This window comes from Variovorax sp. MSC1_012 (assembly GCF_023667525.1).
Classification (GTDB): Bacteria; Pseudomonadota; Gammaproteobacteria; order Burkholderiales; family Burkholderiaceae_C; genus Variovorax; species Variovorax beijingensis_B.
On record NZ_CM174443.1, the window covers coordinates 4476967 to 4494005 of the forward strand.

A 17039-nucleotide genomic window follows, 5' to 3' on the forward strand; every position below is an offset into this window, starting at 1 on the left:
ATTCATGGCGATGTCATGGGCGGTTTCTAGCATGAGGTGTTTTTTTCCAACACCCCACGAGATCCTCCATGTCAGACCGCATCGACTTCAACGACGAAGACTCCAACCGATCCGCCAACCCCACGTTCGACAGCATCCTGACCAGCCGGCTCAACCGGCGTGGCCTGCTGCTGGGCGGCGTCGGTTCTGCCGTGCTGACCGCCTGCGGCGGCGGTAGCGGCGGCGGCCCGGCCTTTCCCATCATTCCCCCGGCGCCTGCCCCCGCGCCCGCGCCTGCCCCTGGACCTGCGCCGGGACCGACCGAGAAGCTGTTGGGCTTCGGCGCCGTGTCCAAGAGCCTGGCCGACAGCGTGGTCATCCCCGCCGGCTACACCGCCAGTGTCTTGTATGCGCTGGGCGACCCATTGACCGGCGCCACGCCGGCCTATGCCAATGACGGCACCGACACCGGCTTCGAGAACCGCGGCGGCGACCACCACGACGGCATGGAATGGTTCGGCCTGGGCGCCGATGGCAAGCGCTCCGACTCGAGCATCGATCGCGGCCTGCTCGCGGTGAACCATGAGGCAACCACCGACGAAACCCTGTCCTCGTTCTTCCTGCACGCCAATGGCGGCACCACCACGCTGCCCCGTCCGGCGGCGGAAGTGGACAAGGAAGTTGCCGTTCACGGCATCGCGGTCCTCGAAGTGCGCAAGGATGGCGCCGGCAAGTGGAGCTACGTCCAGGACTCGGCCTTCAACCGCCGCGTCACGCCCCTGACCGAGATCGACATCGCCGGCCCCGCGAAGGGCGACGCGCTGATGAAGACCAAGTACTCGCCCACCGGCGTGAAGACGCGCGGCACGCTCAATAACTGCGGCACCGGCAAGACGCCATGGGGCACCTTCCTCACCGGCGAGGAGAACTGGGTGAACTACTTCACCCGCGTTGCCGGCGACGATGCTGCGCGCGGCAATGACAAGAGCGTGACCTCGCTCAAGCGCTACGGCCGGGCCGCAGGCGGGGCCAGCCGCCATGGCTGGGAAACCGGCGGCGCGGACGACAAGTACCAGCGCTGGAACATCAGCAAGACCGGCGCTTCCGTCGATGGTACGGACGACTACCGCAACGAGATGAACGGCATGGGCTTCCCCGTCGAGTTCGACCCGTACAACAAGTCGAAGCTGGGCGTCAAGCGCACGGCGCTGGGCCGCTACGCGCACGAGAGCATTGCCTTCAGCAAGCCGGTCGCTGGCCAGAAGGTGGCCTGCTACATGGGCGACGATGCGCGCAACGAGTACTTCTACAAGTTCGTTTCCGACGCGGTCTGGTCCGAGGCCGATGCCAATCCGGTCGATCCGCTCGCCACCGGCGCCAAGTACCTCGACCAGGGCACGCTCTACGTGGCGCGCTTCGGGGCGGACGGCACGGGCACCTGGCAGGAGCTGTCGCTGTCGAATCCGGCGGTGGCAGGCTTTGCCGGCTATTCGTTCGCGAACCTGGCCGACGTGGTTGTCAACGCGCGCCTCGCCGCCGATGCCGCAGGCGCCACCAAGATGGACCGCCCCGAGTGGTGCGCCACCAACCCGGCCAACGGCGAGGTCTATCTCACGCTGACCAACAACAGCAACCGGCGCATCGAGCCGGCCTCGTCCTCGCAGCTGGCTCCCGATGCGGCCAATCCGCGCGTCTACACCGACTTCAAGGGCGCGACGGCGCAATCCGGCAATCCGAACGGCCACATCCTGCGCATGGCCGATGCCGGCAGCAATCCGGCGAGCACCAGCTTCCGTTGGGACGTCTACGCCTTCGGCGCCGAGTCGGGCGCCAATGCCGACACGGTCAATCTCTCCAAGCTCACCGCCGACCAGGACTTCTCCAGCCCGGACGGCCTGGTGTTCAGCCGGTCGACCGGCATCTGCTGGATCCAGACCGACGACGGCGCCTACACCGACGTGACCAACTGCATGATGCTGGCCGCGCTGCCGGGCCAGGTCGGAGACGGCGCCAAGAAGACCCTGACCTACCAGCGCGCGGACAGCACGCAGTACACGGTCGACACCATGATCGGCAAGCAGCCGACGGCGGACACGCTCAAGCGCTTCCTGGTCGGCCCCTCGGGCTGCGAGCTCACCGGCCTCTGCGAAACGCCGGACGGCAAGGCGATCTTCGTCAACATCCAGCACCCGGGCGAAAGCACCAAGCAAACCGACCTGGCGGATCCGTCGAAGTACACCAGCCAGTGGCCTTCCAATGCTGGCTACGGCGCAGGCAAGCGCCCGCGCTCGGCAACCATCGTCATCACCAAGGATGACGGCGGACGCGTCGGCAGCTGACGACGGCCGGCGATGAGCCAGGCCGCCCATGCGGGTGGCCGGCTCACCCCTTGAACTGAAGCGGCGCTACCGGCAACGGCAGCGCCGTTTTGTATCGCACCTGCTTGAGCGCAAAGCTCGAGCGGATCTTCTCGATGCCCGGGATCGGCGTGAGCTGTTCCAGGATGAATTTCTCCAGCGCCGCCATGTCGGCCACGGCGATGCGGATCAGATAGTCGCTGTCGCCCGTCATCAGGTAGCACTCCATCACTTCATCGTGCTCGGCAATGCGCTCTTCGAAGTCGGCGAGCGACTGCTTGCTTTGCGTCGTCAGGCTGATCGAGATGAACACGTTGAGCCCCAGGCCCAGCGCTTTTGCGTTCGCGAGCGCCACGTAGCGGTCGATCACGCCGCTGGTTTCGAGCGCCTTCACCCGCGCAAGGCACGGAGACGGCGACAGCTGAACCCGGCGCGCAAGCTCCACGTTCGACAACCCGCCGTCGCGTTGCAGCTCGTCGAGGATGCGCAGGTCAATGGTGTCGAGTTGCACGAAATGCGGCGCTCAGATGATTTCGAGGAATTTTATGCTGCGCTCGTGCCATGGATATGTCCAAGCCGGTAGCTAATTCTTGCTGTTGCGGCCTAAAGTGCCGGCATGAACGCCCCGATTTCCGCCGACCAGATGCGCGCGCTGCTGCTCGACACGCCGCTCACGCACGACCCCGACCCTGCCGAGACCGCCGAATGGCGCGACGCCTTCCTGGCGCTGGCCCAGGCGCACGGGCCCCAGCGCGCGCGGCAGATGCTGGCGGAGCTCGCCCGCCTCGCGCGGCAGCAGCGCATCGGCTGGCAGCCCGAGCTTGCGACGCCGTATGTCAACACCATTGCGGTGGAAGACCAGCCGCCCTTTCCGGGCGACCTGGGCATCGAGGAGCGGCTGGCCTCGCTGATGCGGTGGAATGCGCTCGCGATGGTGGCCAAGGCCAACCAGGCCTATGGCGAGCTCGGCGGCCACATCGCGAGCTATGCGAGCGCGGCCGATCTGTTCGAGACCGGGTTCAACCACTTCTTCCGCGCGCGCAGTGACACGCACCGCGGCGACCTCGTGTTCTTCCAGCCGCACAGCGCACCGGGCGTCTATGCCCGCGCGTACCTCGAAGGCCGCCTCGGCGAAGAAGACCTGAAGCACTATCGCCAGGAATTGACCGCGCCGGCATTCACGCGAGGCAGCGGCGCACGCGGCCTCAGCAGCTATCCGCACCCCTACCTGATGCCGGACTTCTGGCAGTTCCCGACCGGCTCGATGGGCATCGGCCCCATCAGCTCGATCTACCACGCGCGCTTCATGCGCTATCTCACGCACCGCAACCTCCTCGACTGCGAAGGCCGGAAAGTGTGGGGCGTGTTCGGCGACGGCGAGATGGACGAGCCCGAATCGATGAGCGCGCTCACGTTGGCCGCACGCGAGAAGCTCGACAACCTCGTGTGGGTCGTCAACTGCAACCTGCAGCGCCTGGACGGCCCGGTGCGCGGCAACGGCCGCATCATCGACGAGCTCGAAAAGCTCTTTGCCGGCGCGGGCTGGAACGTCATCAAGCTCGTGTGGGGCAGCGATTGGGACGGCCTCTTCGCGCAGGACGTGAGCGGGGCGCTGGCGCGCGTCTTCGCCGAAACCGTCGACGGCCAGATGCAGACCTTCGCGGCCAAGGACGGGCGCTTCAACCGCGACAACTTCTTCGGCCAGAACCCCGAACTCGCGCGGCTGGCCGAAGGCATGACCGACGAGCAGATCGACCGCCTGAAGCGCGGCGGCCACGACCTCGTGAAGATCCATGCGGCCTACGCCGCCGCGGCCGCGCACAAGGGCCGGCCCACCGTGATCCTCGCCCACACCAAGAAGGGCTACGGCATGGGCAGCGCCGCGCAGGGCAAGATGACCACGCACTCGCACAAGAAGATGGGCGACGTCGATTTGCTCGAATTCCGCGACCGCTTCAGCCTGCCGCTGACCGACGCGCAGGCGATTGCGATGGACTTCTACCGCCCGCCCGAAGACAGCGCCGAGATGCAGTACCTGCGCAGCCACCGCGCCGCGCTCGGCGGCGCCATGCCGCGCCGCGAGACCGCCTGCGAGGTGGTGCCCAAGCCCGACATCGCAAGCTACGCGCAGTTCGCGACAGCGGCAGCCGGCAAGGAAATGAGCACCACCATGGCCTTCGTGCGCATGCTGGGCAACCTGCTGAAGGACAAGGCGCTGGGCCCGCGCATCGTGCCCATCGTGGCCGACGAGGCGCGCACCTTCGGCATGGCCAACCTGTTCAAGCAGGTCGGCATCTATTCGAGCGTGGGCCAGCGCTACGCGCCCGAAGACATCGGCTCCGTGCTGAGCTACCGCGAAGCCACCGACGGCCAGATCCTCGAAGAAGGCATCAGCGAAGCCGGCGCCATCGCAAGCTGGACGGCCGCGGCCACCAGCTACAGCGTGCACGGCTTGGCGATGCTGCCCTTCTACATCTACTACTCGATGTTCGGCTTCCAGCGCGTGGGCGATGCGATCTGGGCCGCGGCCGACCAGCGCGCGCGCGGCTTCCTGCTGGGGGCCACCTCGGGCCGCACCACGCTCGGTGGCGAGGGCCTGCAGCACCAGGACGGCAGCAGCCACCTCGTGGCCGCGACCATTCCCAACTGCAAGGCCTACGACCCGGCCTTCGCGGGCGAGATGGCGGTGATCGTCGATGCCGGCATCCGCGAAATGATGGTCGAGCAGAAGGACGTGTTCTATTACGTCACGCTCATGAACGAGAACTACGCGCAGCCCGACGTGCCGCAAGGCGCGGAGGCCGGCATCCTGCGCGGCTGCTATCGCTTCGGCGTGTATGCGCCGGCTTCGGGCAAGGCGAAGAAGAAGGTCACGCTGATGGGCTCGGGCGCGATCCTCACCGAAGTCGTCAAGGCCGCGCAGCTGCTGGCCGATGAAGGCATTGAGGCCGAGGTGTTCAGTGTCACGAGCTGGAGCGAGCTCGCGCGCGACGGCCTGGCTTGCGAGCAGCGCGCGATCGCAGGCGAGAAGAAGGACGCCGGCGTGCCGTTCATCGCGCAGCAGCTCGGCGCCGGCAAGGGGCCGATCATCGCCGCCACCGACTATGTGCGCGCCGTGCCCGAGAGCGTGCGCGCCTTTTTGCCCGAGGGGCGCCGCTACCTCACGCTGGGCACCGACGGGTTCGGGCGCAGCGACACACGCGCGGCGCTGCGGGCGTTCTTTGGGGTGGATGCGGCGAGCATTGCGAACGCGGCGCGCCACGCGCTCGGCTGAGCCTTCCGGGCGGCGCCTTGTCGTGCGGGCCTGCGTTAGAGTCGCAGGCCCCATCCCTTTCGCGCCCATGACCGCCCGCTTCCAATCCATCGCTCCCGGTGCCCGCCTCGCCGACCAGGTGGCCGACGCATTGGCCGCCGAAGTGCGCAGCGGCCGCCTGTCCGAGGGCGACCGCCTGCCGACCGAGAGCGCGCTGGCCGAGCAGTTCGGCGTGAGCCGCACCGTGGTGCGCGAGGCGGTGTCGCGGCTCAAGTCGCTGGGGCTGCTCGATTCGCGCCAGGGCAGCGGCGTGTACGTGCGCGCCGCGGGCGTGGAGCCGCTGCGCTTCGAGATGCCGCACGTCGCCTCGCGCGAAGCGGTGATCCAGATGGTCGAGCTGCGCCGCGCGCTCGAAGCCGAGGTGGCCGCGCTCGCGGCCGAGCGCCGCACGCCCGACGACGTGCAGCGCATCCGTGCGGCCATCGACGCGCTGCATGCGGCCGTGGCCGCGGGCGGCAACGGCGCCGAGGAAGACGTGCGCTTTCACCGCGCCATTGCCGAAGCCGCGCGCAACCCGTTCCTGATCGGCACGCTGCAATACCTGCGGCAGTTCCTGCATGGCGCCACGCGCGTCACGCGCGCCAACGAGGCGCGCCGTGCCGACTTCGCGCGCGAGGTGGCGCAGGAGCACGCCCGCATCGTCGAGGCCATCGAGGCCGGCGATCCGCTGCGGGCCCGCGAGGCGGCCAAGTCCCACATGGACAACGCGATCCGCCGCATCGAGCAGGCCGACCCCGCGTTCTGGCAGCAGGAGGGCGCGCAGCTCGCGCGGCCGCTGGTCGAAGGCTGGCCGTTCGGCAGCTGAGCGGCCGCGACACACAAGGAAACCAAAAAGGCGCTGCGGATGGCGATGTCTTCGGGTTTACCCGAGGCAAAGCACTGAAATCAAATTTGTATGATGACCTGACAAATAAGGCGGCGGCCACGCGAGCCAGCGGCGGCAAGGCCTCTTTCTCATCCAAAGCGGGACAACCCTTCCTATGACTTCCTCCACCCTCCCGGCGGGCGCACTGCCCGTGTCCGCCGACGCCGCGCTCGAGAAGCGCGCCTATGCCAAGGTGTTCTGGCGCCTGGTTCCCTTTTTGATGCTGTGCTACGTGGTCGCCTACCTCGACCGCGTGAACGTGGGCTTTGCCAAGCTGCAGATGGGGCAGGACCTGGGCTTCAGCGAAACGGTGTTCGGCCTGGGCGCGGGCATCTTCTTCCTGGGCTACTTCTTGTTCGAGGTGCCGAGCAACCTGCTGCTCAACCGCGTGGGCGCGCGCATCTGGATCGCGCGGATCATGATCACCTGGGGCGTGCTGTCGGCCTGCTTCGTGTTCGTGGAAACGCCGACCAGCTTCTACATCCTGCGCTTCCTGCTGGGCGTGGCGGAAGCGGGCTTCTATCCCGGCGTGATCCTCTACCTCACCCACTGGTATCCGGCGCACCGGCGCGCGCGGATCATCGCGGTCTTCATGTCGGCCATTCCAGTGGCGGGCATCTTCGGCAATCCGCTGTCGGGCTGGATCATGGACGCCTTCCACGGCGTGTCGTCGATGCAGGGCTGGCAGTGGATGTTCATCATCGAGGCCATTCCGGCGGTGCTCGTGGGGGTGATGGTGCTGCTCTACCTGGACAACGGCATCCAGCATGCGCGCTGGCTCTCGCCCGAGGAGAAGAGCCTGCTGCAGCGCGAGGTCGAGCGCGACCAGGCGCATGGCGCCAAGGGGCCGCACTCGGTGGGCGCCATGTTCCGCGACATGCGCGTGTGGTGGATGGCGCTCATCTACTTCGCCTTCGTGATGGGCCAGTACGCGCTGACCTTCTGGCTGCCCACGCTGGTCAAGGCCACGGGCGTGAAGGGCAACCTGCACATCGGCCTCCTGAGCGCCATTCCGTTCATCTGCGCGATCGTCGCGATGAACCTCTTCGGCCGCAGCGCCGACCGCCGGCAGGAGCGCCGCTGGCACCTGATCGTGCCCGCGCTGATGGGCGCGGTGGGCTTCACGGTGGCCGCGTCGTACACGCAGAATACGGTCGTGTCGCTCGCATTCCTTTCGCTCGCCGCGGCCGGCGTGCTGACCTGCGCGCCGCTCTTCTGGTCGCTGCCCACGGCCTTTCTCTCGGGCACGGCGGCGGCGGCCGGCATCGCGGCCATCAATTCGGTGGGCAACCTCGCGGGCTTCGTGAGCCCCTATCTCATCGGCTATCTGAAGGACCTCACGGGCAGCACGCAGATCGGCATGTACGTACTGGCCGGTGCGCTGGTGCTCGGAGCCATCGGCGTGTGGCTCACGCCCAAGCAACTCGTCAACCGCTGATCGAAAGAACCCCCACATGACTTCCAACACCAACACACCCGTCGTCGGCGTCGTGGGCCTCGGCGCCATGGGCAGCGGCATGGCGCAGTCGCTGCGCCGCGCGGGCTACGAGCCGCATGTGTTCGACGTGCGCCTGGACGTCGCCCACGCCTTCGCGCGCGACGGCGGCGTGGCCTGCGACACGCTGGCCGCGCTCGGCGCGCAGTGCGACATCGTGGTTTCCGTGGTGGTCAACGCGGCGCAGACCGAGTCGGTGCTGTTCGGCGATGGCACCACGCCTGGCTGCGCGGCGGCGATGAAGCCCGGCAGCCTGTTCGTGATGTGCTCCACCGTCGACCCGAACTGGTCGGTCGCGCTCGAGGCGCGCCTGGCCGCCCAGGGCATCCTGTACCTCGACGCGCCGATCTCCGGCGGGGCCGCCAAGGCCGCGAGCGGCCAGATGACGATGATGACCGCCGGCACCCCCGCGGCCTACGAAAAGGCCGGCGCCGTGCTCGACGCCATGGCAGCCAAGGTCTATCGTCTCGGAGACCGCGCGGGCGCGGGCAGCAAGGTCAAGGTCATCAACCAGCTGCTGGCCGGCGTGCACATTGCCGCGGCGGCCGAGGCCATGGCGCTGGGCCTGCGCGAAGGCGTGGACCCGGCCGCGCTGTACGAGGTCATCACGCACAGCGCGGGCAACAGCTGGATGTTCGAGAACCGCATGGCGCACGTGCTGGCGGGCGACTACACGCCGCTGTCGGCCGTCGACATCTTCGTGAAGGACCTGGGCCTGGTGCTCGACGTGGCGCGCGCCAGCAAGTTTCCGCTGCCGCTGTCGTCCACCGCGCACCAGATGTTCATGCAGGCATCGACCGCGGGCTTCGCGCGCGAGGACGACAGCGCGGTCATCAAGATTTTCCCCGGCATCGAATTGCCGGCTGCAAACGGAAAGGCTTCGTGACCGATCTCAAGACCATCGACACGCCGCTGCTTCGCATCGGCTACGAAGAGTGGAACCCCGGCGGCAGCGCCACCGTGGTGCTGATGCATGGCTGGCCCGACAGCACGCGCAGCTGGCATGGCGTGGCGCCGAGCCTGGCCGAGGCCGGCTGGCGCGTGCTCGCACCCGCCCTGCGCGGCTTTGCACCCACGCGCTTCCTGCATGACGGCACGCCGCGCAGCGGCCAGCTCTCCGCGCTCGGGCGCGACCTGCTCGACTTCGTCGATGCACTCGGCCTCGACAAGCCCGCGCTGGTCGGCCACGACTGGGGCGCCCGCGCGGTGGCCAACGCCTGCGGGCTGAGGCCCGAGGTGGCGCGTGCGCTGGTGCTGATGTCGGTCGGCTACGGCACCAATGCGCCAGACCAGCCGATGGCGCTCGAGCAGGCGCGCAACTACTGGTATCACTGGTACATGGCCACGCCGCGCGGCGAACGCACGGTGCACGACGACCGCATCGCCTTCACCCGGATGATGTGGGACACCTGGGCGCCCACGGGCTGGTACGAGAAAGCCGAATTCGAGGCCACAGCCGCCGCCTTCGCAGGCGACGACTGGGCGCGGGTGGTGCTGCATTCCTACCGCCACCGCTGGGGCTACGCGTCCGGCGACCCGCGCTATGCGGCGGACGACGCCGCGCTCGATCCGGCGCCGGTGCTGCCGGTGCCCACGCTCGTGCTGCATGGCGCGGCCGACAGCTGCAATCATCCCGATACTTCGGCAGGCAAGGAGCGATTCTTCAGCGGCCCCTATCGCCGCGAACTGCTCGACGGCGTCGGCCATTTCCCGCAGCGCGAAGCGCCCGCGGCGGTGGCGGCCGCGCTGCTGCGCTTCCTGCCCGCGATTTCCTGAATCCAGAAAGAAAAGACGACACCATGAACATCCTCATCACCGGCGGCTGCGGTTTTCTCGGCGCGCGGCTTGCCCGCACGCTGCTCGCAGGCGGCCCGCTGGCGCTGGCCGGCGGCGCGGCACAGCCGATCTCTCGCATCACCCTGGCGGACCGCGTGGCGCCGCCCGCCGACCTCGGGGCCGATGCGCGCGTGCAGTTCGTGCAGGGCGACCTGTACGAGCAGGCCACCGGCGGCGCGCTGCCGCTGGCCGACACCCATGCCGTGTTCCACCTGGCCGCAGCCGTGAGCGGCGAATGCGAGGCCGACTTCGACCTGGGCATGCGCAGCAACCTGGACACCACGCGTGCCCTGCTCGACGCCTGCCGCCGCGCGGGCCATGCGCCGGTGTTCGTGTTCTCCAGCTCGGTGGCGGTGTTCGGCGATTCGCCCGAGCAGCGGCTGCCCGCGGTGATCGAAGACACCACGCTGCCGACACCGCAGAACAGCTACGGCATCCAGAAGTTCATCGGCGAGCAGCTGGTGGCCGACTTCACGCGCAAGGGTTTCGTGCAGGGCCGCAACGTGCGGCTCATGACCGTGTCGGTGCGCCCGGGCCGGCCCAACGGCGCGGCCTCCAGCTTCTTGAGCGGCATGCTGCGCGAGCCACTGGCCGGCGAGCGCGCGCGCTGCCCCGTCGCGCCCGAGACGGCGGTCGCGCTCGCATCGCCCGGCAACACCGTCGCGGGCATCGTGCGCGCAGCCACGGCCAGCGCCGCCGAATGGGGGGCGCGCACCGCCATCAACCTGCCGGCGCTGACCACCACCGTGCGCGAGATGGCCGATGCGCTCGAACGCATCGCCGGCAAGGAAGCCAGCGGGCTGATCGACTGGGAACCCGACGCGGCCATCGCGAAGATCGTGACCAGCTGGCCCAGCCGTATCCACGCCGCGCGCGCCGAGGCGCTGGGCCTCCAGGGCGACGCGAGCTTCGACGCCATCCTGCGCGACTACGTGCGCGAGAACCCGCAGGCGGTGAAGCTGCCTGTATTGCCTGCTGTCACCAAGGACTGATCCATGGCCAAGTTGCTGCTCGGCTGCATCGCCGACGACTTCACCGGCGCGACCGACCTCGCCAACAATCTTGTGCGCGCCGGCATGCGCGTGGTGCAGGCCATCGGAGTTCCTGCCACGCCGCTCGATGCCGACGTGGATGCCGTCGTCGTCGCGCTCAAGTCGCGCACCATCGCGCCGGCCGAGGCCATCGCGCAATCGCTCGACGCATTGCGCTGGCTGCAGGCGCAGGGTGCGCAGCAGATCTACTTCAAGTACTGCTCCACCTTCGACAGCACGCCGCAAGGCAACATCGGCCCGGTGACCGAGGCGCTGATGGAGGCGCTGAAGTGCGACTTCACCATCGCCACGCCCGCCTTCCCCGACAACAAGCGCACCGTGTTCAAGGGCTACCTCTTCGCGGGCGAGGTGCTGCTCAACGAGAGCGGCATGCAGAACCATCCGCTCACGCCCATGACCGACCCGAACCTCGTGCGCGTGCTGCAGGCGCAGTGCACCCGCAAGGTGGGGCTGATCGACCATGCGGTGGTGGCGCGCGGCGCGGCGGCCATCGCGGAGCGCATCGAGCAGCTGAAAGGCGAGGGCGTGTCGATCGCCATCGTCGATGCGGTGTCGAACGACGACTTGCTGCGCCTCGGCCCGGCGCTCGCGAAGATGCCGCTGGTCACCGCGGGTTCGGGCGTGGCCATCGGGTTGCCGGCCAACTTCGGCCTTGCGCCGTCGTCGCAGGCCAGTGCGCTGCCGGCGGCCGGCGGATTGCGCGCCGTGGTGTCGGGCAGCTGCTCGCTCGCGACCAACCGGCAGGTGCTCGACTTCATCCAGCGCGGCGGCGCGGCGCTGGCCGTGGATCCGCTGCGCATTGCCGCGGGCGTGGATGTCGCTGCCGAGGCATTGGCATGGGCTGCGCCGCTGGTCGAGAAGCAGCCGGTGCTGGTCTATTCCACGGCCGAGGCCGGCGCCGTCAAGTCGGTGCAGGGCAAGCTCGGCGTCGAGGAAGCCGGGGCGATGGTCGAGCGCACCATTGCCGCGATTGCGCGCGGCCTGGTCGAGCGGGGTGTGCGCCAGCTGGTGGTGGCGGGCGGCGAAACCTCCGGTGCCTGCGTTCAGGCGCTGGGTATCGCGCAGATGCAGATCGGTCCGCAGATCGATCCGGGGGTGCCGTGGTGCCATGCGCGTTCCGACGCTGCGCGCGAGGCGGGTCTGCACATTGCGTTGAAGTCGGGCAACTTCGGTGGGGACGATTTCTTCACCAAGGCCTTTACAGTGCTGGCATGACCGAGAACCAAGTCCGCGAAGAAATCTGCCGCGTCGGCCGTAGCCTGTTCGAGCGCGGCTACGTGCATGCCACCGCCGGCAACATCAGTGTGCGGCTGGACGACGGTTTTCTGATCACGCCGACCGATGCCTGCCTGGGCTTTCTCGACCCTGCGCGCCTGGCAAAACTCGATGCGCAGGGCCAGCAGACCGGCGGCGACCGCGCCAGCAAGACCATTGCGCTGCACACCCGCATCTACGCCGCGGCGTGCAGGTTCGATGCGAACACGGCCTGCGTGATCCACACGCACAGCACGCACTGCGTCGCACTCACGCTGGCGAACACGCCGGGCGACGAACTGCTGCCCGCGCTCACGCCGTATTTCGTGATGAAGGTCGGCCACGTGCCGCTCATTCCGTACCACCGCCCCGGCGCGCCCGAAGCGGCCGAACTCGTGGCGCAGGCCATCGAGCGCCACGGCGCGGCCGGCATGCCGATTCGCGCCGTGATGCTCGAACGCCTCGGTCCCAACGTGTGGCACGAGAGCCCGGCCGCCGCCATGGCCGTGCTCGAGGAACTCGAGGAAACCGCCAAGCTCCAGCTGCTCGCCGGCCCCGCCAGGCCCGAGCCGCTCGGCAGCGAACAGATCGATGAACTGCGCCGCGCCTTCGGTGCGCGCTGGTAGCCACTAGTAGTAAAAACACGCCATGCCCCAATTCGCCGCCAATCTCTCGATGCTCTATCCGGAGCTCGACTTTCTCGATCGCTTCGAAGCCGCCGCGAAGGACGGCTTCAAGGCCGTCGAGTATCTTTTCCCCTATGCCTTCGCAAAGGAAGAGCTCGCCGCGCGGCTCCGGCACAACGGCCTGCAGCAGGTGCTCTTCAACGCCCCGCCGGGCGACTGGGACCGCGGCGAGCGTGGCCTGGCCTGCCTGCCGGGACGCGACGCCGAATTCCGCGAAGGCATGGCCAGCGCCATCGATTACGCCGTGGCGCTCGGCTGCCCGCGCATCCACGTCATGGCGGGCCTGGTGCCCGAAGGCCTGGAGCGCGAGGCCGTGCAGCCCGTGTACGTCGACAACCTGCGCTGGGCCGCGGCCGAGGCGGCCAAGGCCGGGCGCGACGTGCTGATCGAGCCGATCAACACGCGCGACATTCCGCGCTTCTTCCTCAATCGGCAGGACCATGCGCACGAGATCGTCGGCATGGTGGGCGCGCCCAACCTCAAGGTGCAGATGGACCTGTACCACTGCCAGATCGTCGAGGGCGATGTGGCCATGAAGATCCGCAAGTACCTGCCCACGGGCCGCGTGGGCCATATACAGATTGCCGGCGTGCCCGAGCGCCACGAGCCCGACATCGGCGAGCAGAACTATCCCTACCTGTTCGACCTGATCGACGAGGTGTCGGCGCAGTGCGGCTGGCAGGGCTGGATCGGTTGCGAGTACCGGCCCCGGCGCGGTTCGGAACCCGGCGGCACCTCGGCCGGCCTGGGCTGGCTGCGGGCGCTGCAACAGCGCGCATGAAGCTCGAGTCGCTGCGCATTCCGCCGCGGCTGCGCGGCTTTGCCGCGGGCGATGCGCAGGTCTTCGACGTCACGCTGGCCGGCGACAGGGTCGAATCGATCGCGCCGAGCGCATCGCAGTCGCAGGCGCGTGGCACCTTGCTGAGCGCACTGGTCGAGGCGCATGCGCACATCGACAAGAACTACACCGTTCAGGAAGTCGGCGCGGCCCAGGGCAACCTGTTCGCGGCCATCGACCGCATGGCGAAGCACCGTGCTGGCTGGAGCGGCCAGACGCTGCGCCCACGCATGGAGCGCGCGCTGCACGAGGCCTGGCAGTCGGGCGCGCGCGCGCTGCGCACCCACATCGACTGGGTGGAGGGCGAGCCGCCCGCCGCGCTGGCGGTGTTCGAGGCGCTGCGCGAAGAATGGCGCGGCCGCATCGAGCTGCAGTTCGTCTCGCTCACGCCGCTCGACCTGTTCGCGGACCTCGCGGCCGGCGAGCGCATTGCGCGCCAGGTGAAGCGCGCAGGCGGCGTGCTGGGCGCCTTCGTGTATCGCAACGAGGGCCTGGTGCACAAGCTGGGCCGCGTGTTCGACCTGGCGCAGGACCAGGGCCTCGGCCTCGACTTCCATGTCGACGAGGGCCTCGACGCCGATGCGAGCGGCCTGCGCAGCATTGCGCAGCTGATGCGTGCGCGCGATTTCCGGCGCAGCGTGGTCTGCGGCCACTGCTGCTCGCTGGCGATGCAGGACGATGCCGTCGCCAACGAAACGCTGGCGCTGTGCGCGGGCGCCGGCATCCACATCGTCGCGCTGCCGACCACCAACCTCTACCTGCAGGGCGCCTGGGACCGCACGCCCGTGCCGCGCGGCATCACGCGCATCCACGAGGCGGCGGCACGGGGCTTGCGTGCGAGCCTGGCAACGGACAACGTGCAGGACGCCTTCTATCCCTATGGCAGCTACGACCTTCTCGAAACCTTCGGCCTCGGCGTGCAGATGGCGCACCTTGCGCCCGCGGAAGAATGGCTCGACGCCATCACCGTCAGCCCCGCGAAGGCGCTCGGCCTCGCGTGGGACGGCCGCATCGCGCCGGGCTGCCCCGCGGACCTGGTGCTGCTCGCGGCCACCGGCGAGCATGAACTCGTCGGCCCGCGCGGGCGCCGGCGCACCGTGATCCGCGGCGGTCAAAAAATCCTGGAGCAAACGCAATGAGCATGGGCAAGCCAATGGCCAACTACGCGGCCGCCAAGCGCGTGGGCGATTTCGTCTTCATGAGCGGCGTGGTCGCGGTCGACCCGGCCACGCGCCGCGCCGTGGCCGGCTACGACGCCCTGCCCGAGGAAGGCCGCACGGCGCTGCAGGGCCTGGGCTATGCCACGGGCCAGATGTCGGTCGACATCTTCGAGGCGCCCATCGTGGCGCAGAGCTGGTTCGTGCTCGAACGCATCCGCCAGATCGCGGCCGAGCACGGCGGCACGATGGAAGACGTGGTGAAGCTGGTGCAGTACTTCCGCCAGCTGCCGCACTACGCCTTCTACAACCGCGTGCGCGGCCTGTTCTATCCGGGCGAGCCGCCGGTCAGCACGGTGGTCGAGGTGTCGCGCTTCCTGCCGGGCGACGAGGTGCTGGTGGAAGTGGAAGCCACCATGTACCTGCCGAAATAGGCACTCCCCCAGGCTTCGCGCACTTCGTGTCGCTACGCCAACCCCCTCGCCGGGGGCAACACCTGCGGCCCGGCAAAGCCGGTTCCGCGGTGTTCCGCGAAAAATCCCGCCCTACCTGACGCCCGCGCCCTTGAGCAGGAATTCGGTCACCTGCTCGATCAGGTAGCGGCGGTCCTTGTCGTCACCTTGCTGCGCCGTGTCGCGGAAGTACGCGGCCTGCGTGGCGTGGTCGGCATAGAACTGCGTCACTGCCCAGATGTGGAACAGCACCAGCATCGGGTCGGCCTTGTCCATCAAGCCGTGGTTCATCCAGTTCTGTATGACGGCGGCGGCCTGGTCGGTGCGCTGCTTGCTCGTGTCCATCATGGTGTTGAGCACCGGCGCGCCGCGCATCATCTCGGCCGTGAAGATGCGCGAGCGCAGCGGGTGCTCGAAAGAGAACACCATCTTGCGGCGGATCAGGTCGCCCAGCACCTTGCGCGGGCCGAAGGCCTCGTCGGCAAAGCCGAACACCACGATCCAGTCGTTGAGGATGTCCTGCAGGATCTGCCGGTAGAGCGCTTCCTTGCTCTCGATGTAGTAGTGCAGCTGCGCTTTCGAGAGCCCGGCCCTGTCGGCAATGGCCTGGGTCGATGCGCCAGCCAGGCCCTCGCTTGCGAACACCTCGATGGCGGCCTGGTTGATGAGGCCGAGCACCTGCGTGTACTTGCGCGAGCGGCCGCGCGTGGCGGCGGGCGCCTCGGCGTCGCCTTGTTCTTCTTCCTCTTCGATGCTCACAGCTGCAGCACCAGTTCCCGGCCTCTGGCGCGCGAGCAGCACAGGGCCACCTTGTGGCGCCGCTCGCTGCCCGTGAGGCAGAAGTCGCGGTGCTCCGCGCCTTCGCCATCGCCCTCGACCACGCAGGTGCCGCACAGGCCCTGCTGGCACGACACCGGAATGTCGATGCCCACTTCGTGCAGCGCATCGACGGCGGTCTGGTCGGCCGCCACCTGGACGCTGATGCCGCGCTGCGCGAGCCTCAGCGTGAAGGGCAGGCCGGTGCTCGAGTTCGCATCGGTGGGGGCGGCGAAGTATTCGGCGTGCAACGTGTCCTCGGGCCAATGCGCCGCGGCCTCGCGCACCGCCCGCATGAAGCCGCCGGGGCCGCAGACATACAGGTGCGTATCCGGCGTGCGCTCGGCCAGCAGCGCGTGCAGGTCGATGCGCTGGCCAGCGTCGCCCTGATCGAGGTGCAGGCGCAGGTGCGGCGTCAGTGCGGGTGCATGCAGCGCATCGGCAAAGGCCAGGTGCTCCTCGCTGCGCGCGAACACGCAGAGCGTGAACGAGGCACCGCGCGCCGCGAGCGCCTGCGCCATCGCCAGCAGCGGCGTCATGCCGATGCCGCCGGCCATCAGCAGATGGTGCCCGGCCTCTTCGCGCAGCGCAAAGGTGTTGCGCGGTGCGCTGATCGCGAGCAGGTCGCCCTCGCGCACGCGCTCGTGCATCGAGGCCGAGCCGCCGCGGCTTTCGGCCTCGCGCTTGACGCCGATCACGTAGGACGAGGCGGCGTTCGACGGCGCATTCGAAAGAGACCATCGCGCCAGCGAGTACTGGCGCGAGAAGCCTCCGGGCATGTGCACGTCGATGTGCGCGCCGGCCTCGTAGCCCGGCAGCGCGCGGCCCCACGGGTGGGCCAGTTCAAAGGCCAGGATTTCCGGCGTCTCGCGCGAGATGCGTTCGACGCGGACGGTGAGCGTGCGTTCGAGGCTCATGGTGGGTTCTGTCTCTCTCCTG

General features: G+C 68.7%; 15 protein-coding genes. 12 read left to right on the top strand and 3 right to left on the bottom strand.

The window, feature by feature from the left end:
• Positions 1-68: 68 nt before the first annotated feature.
• On the top strand, positions 69-2318 hold the full coding sequence (locus L1081_RS20970; protein WP_489413903.1) for an alkaline phosphatase PhoX: 2250 nt from the start codon (positions 69-71) through the stop codon (positions 2316-2318).
• Positions 2319-2361: 43 nt separating this feature from the next.
• Here the strand turns inward: L1081_RS20970 and L1081_RS20975 are convergent, their stop codons facing one another.
• A complete protein-coding gene (locus tag L1081_RS20975; protein WP_489413904.1) occupies positions 2362-2847 on the bottom strand; it encodes an Lrp/AsnC ligand binding domain-containing protein in 486 nt (161 codons plus the stop codon).
• A gap of 105 nt (positions 2848-2952) precedes the next feature.
• Between L1081_RS20975 and mdeB the strand changes: the two genes are divergently transcribed.
• The 11 genes from mdeB to L1081_RS21030 all read left to right on the top strand — a co-directional run bounded on the left by mdeB (position 2953) and on the right by L1081_RS21030 (position 15266).
• Positions 2953-5610, top strand: a complete 2658-nt coding sequence (mdeB, locus tag L1081_RS20980) for an alpha-ketoglutarate dehydrogenase (RefSeq protein WP_489413905.1) — start codon at positions 2953-2955, stop codon at positions 5608-5610.
• A gap of 67 nt (positions 5611-5677) precedes the next feature.
• Positions 5678-6454: an FCD domain-containing protein gene (locus tag L1081_RS20985; RefSeq protein WP_489413906.1), complete on the top strand. Its 777-nt coding sequence runs from the start codon at positions 5678-5680 to the stop codon at positions 6452-6454.
• Between the two features lie 175 nt (positions 6455-6629).
• Positions 6630-7952: an MFS transporter gene (locus tag L1081_RS20990; protein WP_489413907.1), complete on the top strand. Its 1323-nt coding sequence runs from the start codon at positions 6630-6632 to the stop codon at positions 7950-7952.
• A 16-nt stretch (positions 7953-7968) separates the two neighbouring features.
• Entirely contained in the window at positions 7969-8895 is a 927-nt protein-coding gene (ltnD, locus tag L1081_RS20995) for an L-threonate dehydrogenase (protein WP_489413908.1), read from the top strand.
• A complete protein-coding gene (locus tag L1081_RS21000; protein ID WP_489413909.1) occupies positions 8892-9785 on the top strand; it encodes an alpha/beta fold hydrolase in 894 nt (297 codons plus the stop codon). The genes ltnD and L1081_RS21000 overlap by 4 nt, the downstream gene beginning before the upstream one ends.
• Positions 9786-9808: 23 nt before the next feature.
• Entirely contained in the window at positions 9809-10837 is a 1029-nt protein-coding gene (gene denD, locus L1081_RS21005; RefSeq protein ID WP_489413910.1) for a D-erythronate dehydrogenase, read from the top strand.
• Between the two features lie 3 nt (positions 10838-10840).
• Entirely contained in the window at positions 10841-12112 is a 1272-nt protein-coding gene (otnK, locus tag L1081_RS21010) for a 3-oxo-tetronate kinase (protein WP_489413911.1), read from the top strand.
• Positions 12109-12777: a class II aldolase/adducin family protein gene (locus tag L1081_RS21015; RefSeq protein WP_489413912.1), complete on the top strand. Its 669-nt coding sequence runs from the start codon at positions 12109-12111 to the stop codon at positions 12775-12777. The genes otnK and L1081_RS21015 overlap by 4 nt, the downstream gene beginning before the upstream one ends.
• 22 nt (positions 12778-12799) lie before the next feature.
• Positions 12800-13618, top strand: coding sequence for a 2-oxo-tetronate isomerase (gene otnI, locus L1081_RS21020; protein WP_489413913.1), 819 nt, complete (start codon positions 12800-12802; stop codon positions 13616-13618).
• Positions 13615-14814 carry an amidohydrolase family protein gene (locus L1081_RS21025; RefSeq protein ID WP_489413914.1) on the top strand — a complete coding sequence of 400 codons (1200 nt, stop codon included), beginning with the start codon at positions 13615-13617 and terminating at the stop codon, positions 14812-14814. Before otnI ends, L1081_RS21025 begins: the two co-directional genes overlap by 4 nt.
• Positions 14811-15266 (top strand): Rid family hydrolase, encoded by a 456-nt coding sequence (locus tag L1081_RS21030; protein ID WP_489413915.1) that lies wholly within the window; start codon positions 14811-14813, stop codon positions 15264-15266. Before L1081_RS21025 ends, L1081_RS21030 begins: the two co-directional genes overlap by 4 nt.
• 111 nt (positions 15267-15377) lie before the next feature.
• On the opposite strand, the gene L1081_RS21035 is transcribed toward L1081_RS21030, so the two are convergent.
• Positions 15378-16043 carry a TetR family transcriptional regulator C-terminal domain-containing protein gene (locus L1081_RS21035; protein WP_489413916.1) on the bottom strand — a complete coding sequence of 222 codons (666 nt, stop codon included), beginning with the start codon at positions 16041-16043 and terminating at the stop codon, positions 15378-15380.
• Positions 16040-17017, bottom strand: coding sequence for a 2Fe-2S iron-sulfur cluster-binding protein (locus L1081_RS21040; RefSeq protein WP_489413917.1), 978 nt, complete (start codon positions 17015-17017; stop codon positions 16040-16042). Before L1081_RS21040 ends, L1081_RS21035 begins: the two co-directional genes overlap by 4 nt.
• Positions 17018-17039 lie beyond the last annotated feature (22 nt).

Coding starts and splice junctions, on each gene's coding strand:
- otnI (WP_489413913.1), top strand. CDS start 12,800: ATGCCCCAATTCGCCGCCAATCTCTCGATGCTCTATCCGGAGCTCGAC.
- L1081_RS21025 (WP_489413914.1), top strand. CDS start 13,615: ATGAAGCTCGAGTCGCTGCGCATTCCGCCGCGGCTGCGCGGCTTTGCC.
- L1081_RS20985 (WP_489413906.1), top strand. CDS start 5,678: ATGACCGCCCGCTTCCAATCCATCGCTCCCGGTGCCCGCCTCGCCGAC.
- mdeB (WP_489413905.1), top strand. CDS start 2,953: ATGAACGCCCCGATTTCCGCCGACCAGATGCGCGCGCTGCTGCTCGAC.
- L1081_RS20990 (WP_489413907.1), top strand. CDS start 6,630: ATGACTTCCTCCACCCTCCCGGCGGGCGCACTGCCCGTGTCCGCCGAC.
- L1081_RS21015 (WP_489413912.1), top strand. CDS start 12,109: ATGACCGAGAACCAAGTCCGCGAAGAAATCTGCCGCGTCGGCCGTAGC.
- L1081_RS20970 (WP_489413903.1), top strand. CDS start 69: ATGTCAGACCGCATCGACTTCAACGACGAAGACTCCAACCGATCCGCC.
- otnK (WP_489413911.1), top strand. CDS start 10,841: ATGGCCAAGTTGCTGCTCGGCTGCATCGCCGACGACTTCACCGGCGCG.
- L1081_RS21040 (WP_489413917.1), bottom strand. CDS start 17,017: ATGAGCCTCGAACGCACGCTCACCGTCCGCGTCGAACGCATCTCGCGC.
- L1081_RS21030 (WP_489413915.1), top strand. CDS start 14,811: ATGAGCATGGGCAAGCCAATGGCCAACTACGCGGCCGCCAAGCGCGTG.
- denD (WP_489413910.1), top strand. CDS start 9,809: ATGAACATCCTCATCACCGGCGGCTGCGGTTTTCTCGGCGCGCGGCTT.
- ltnD (WP_489413908.1), top strand. CDS start 7,969: ATGACTTCCAACACCAACACACCCGTCGTCGGCGTCGTGGGCCTCGGC.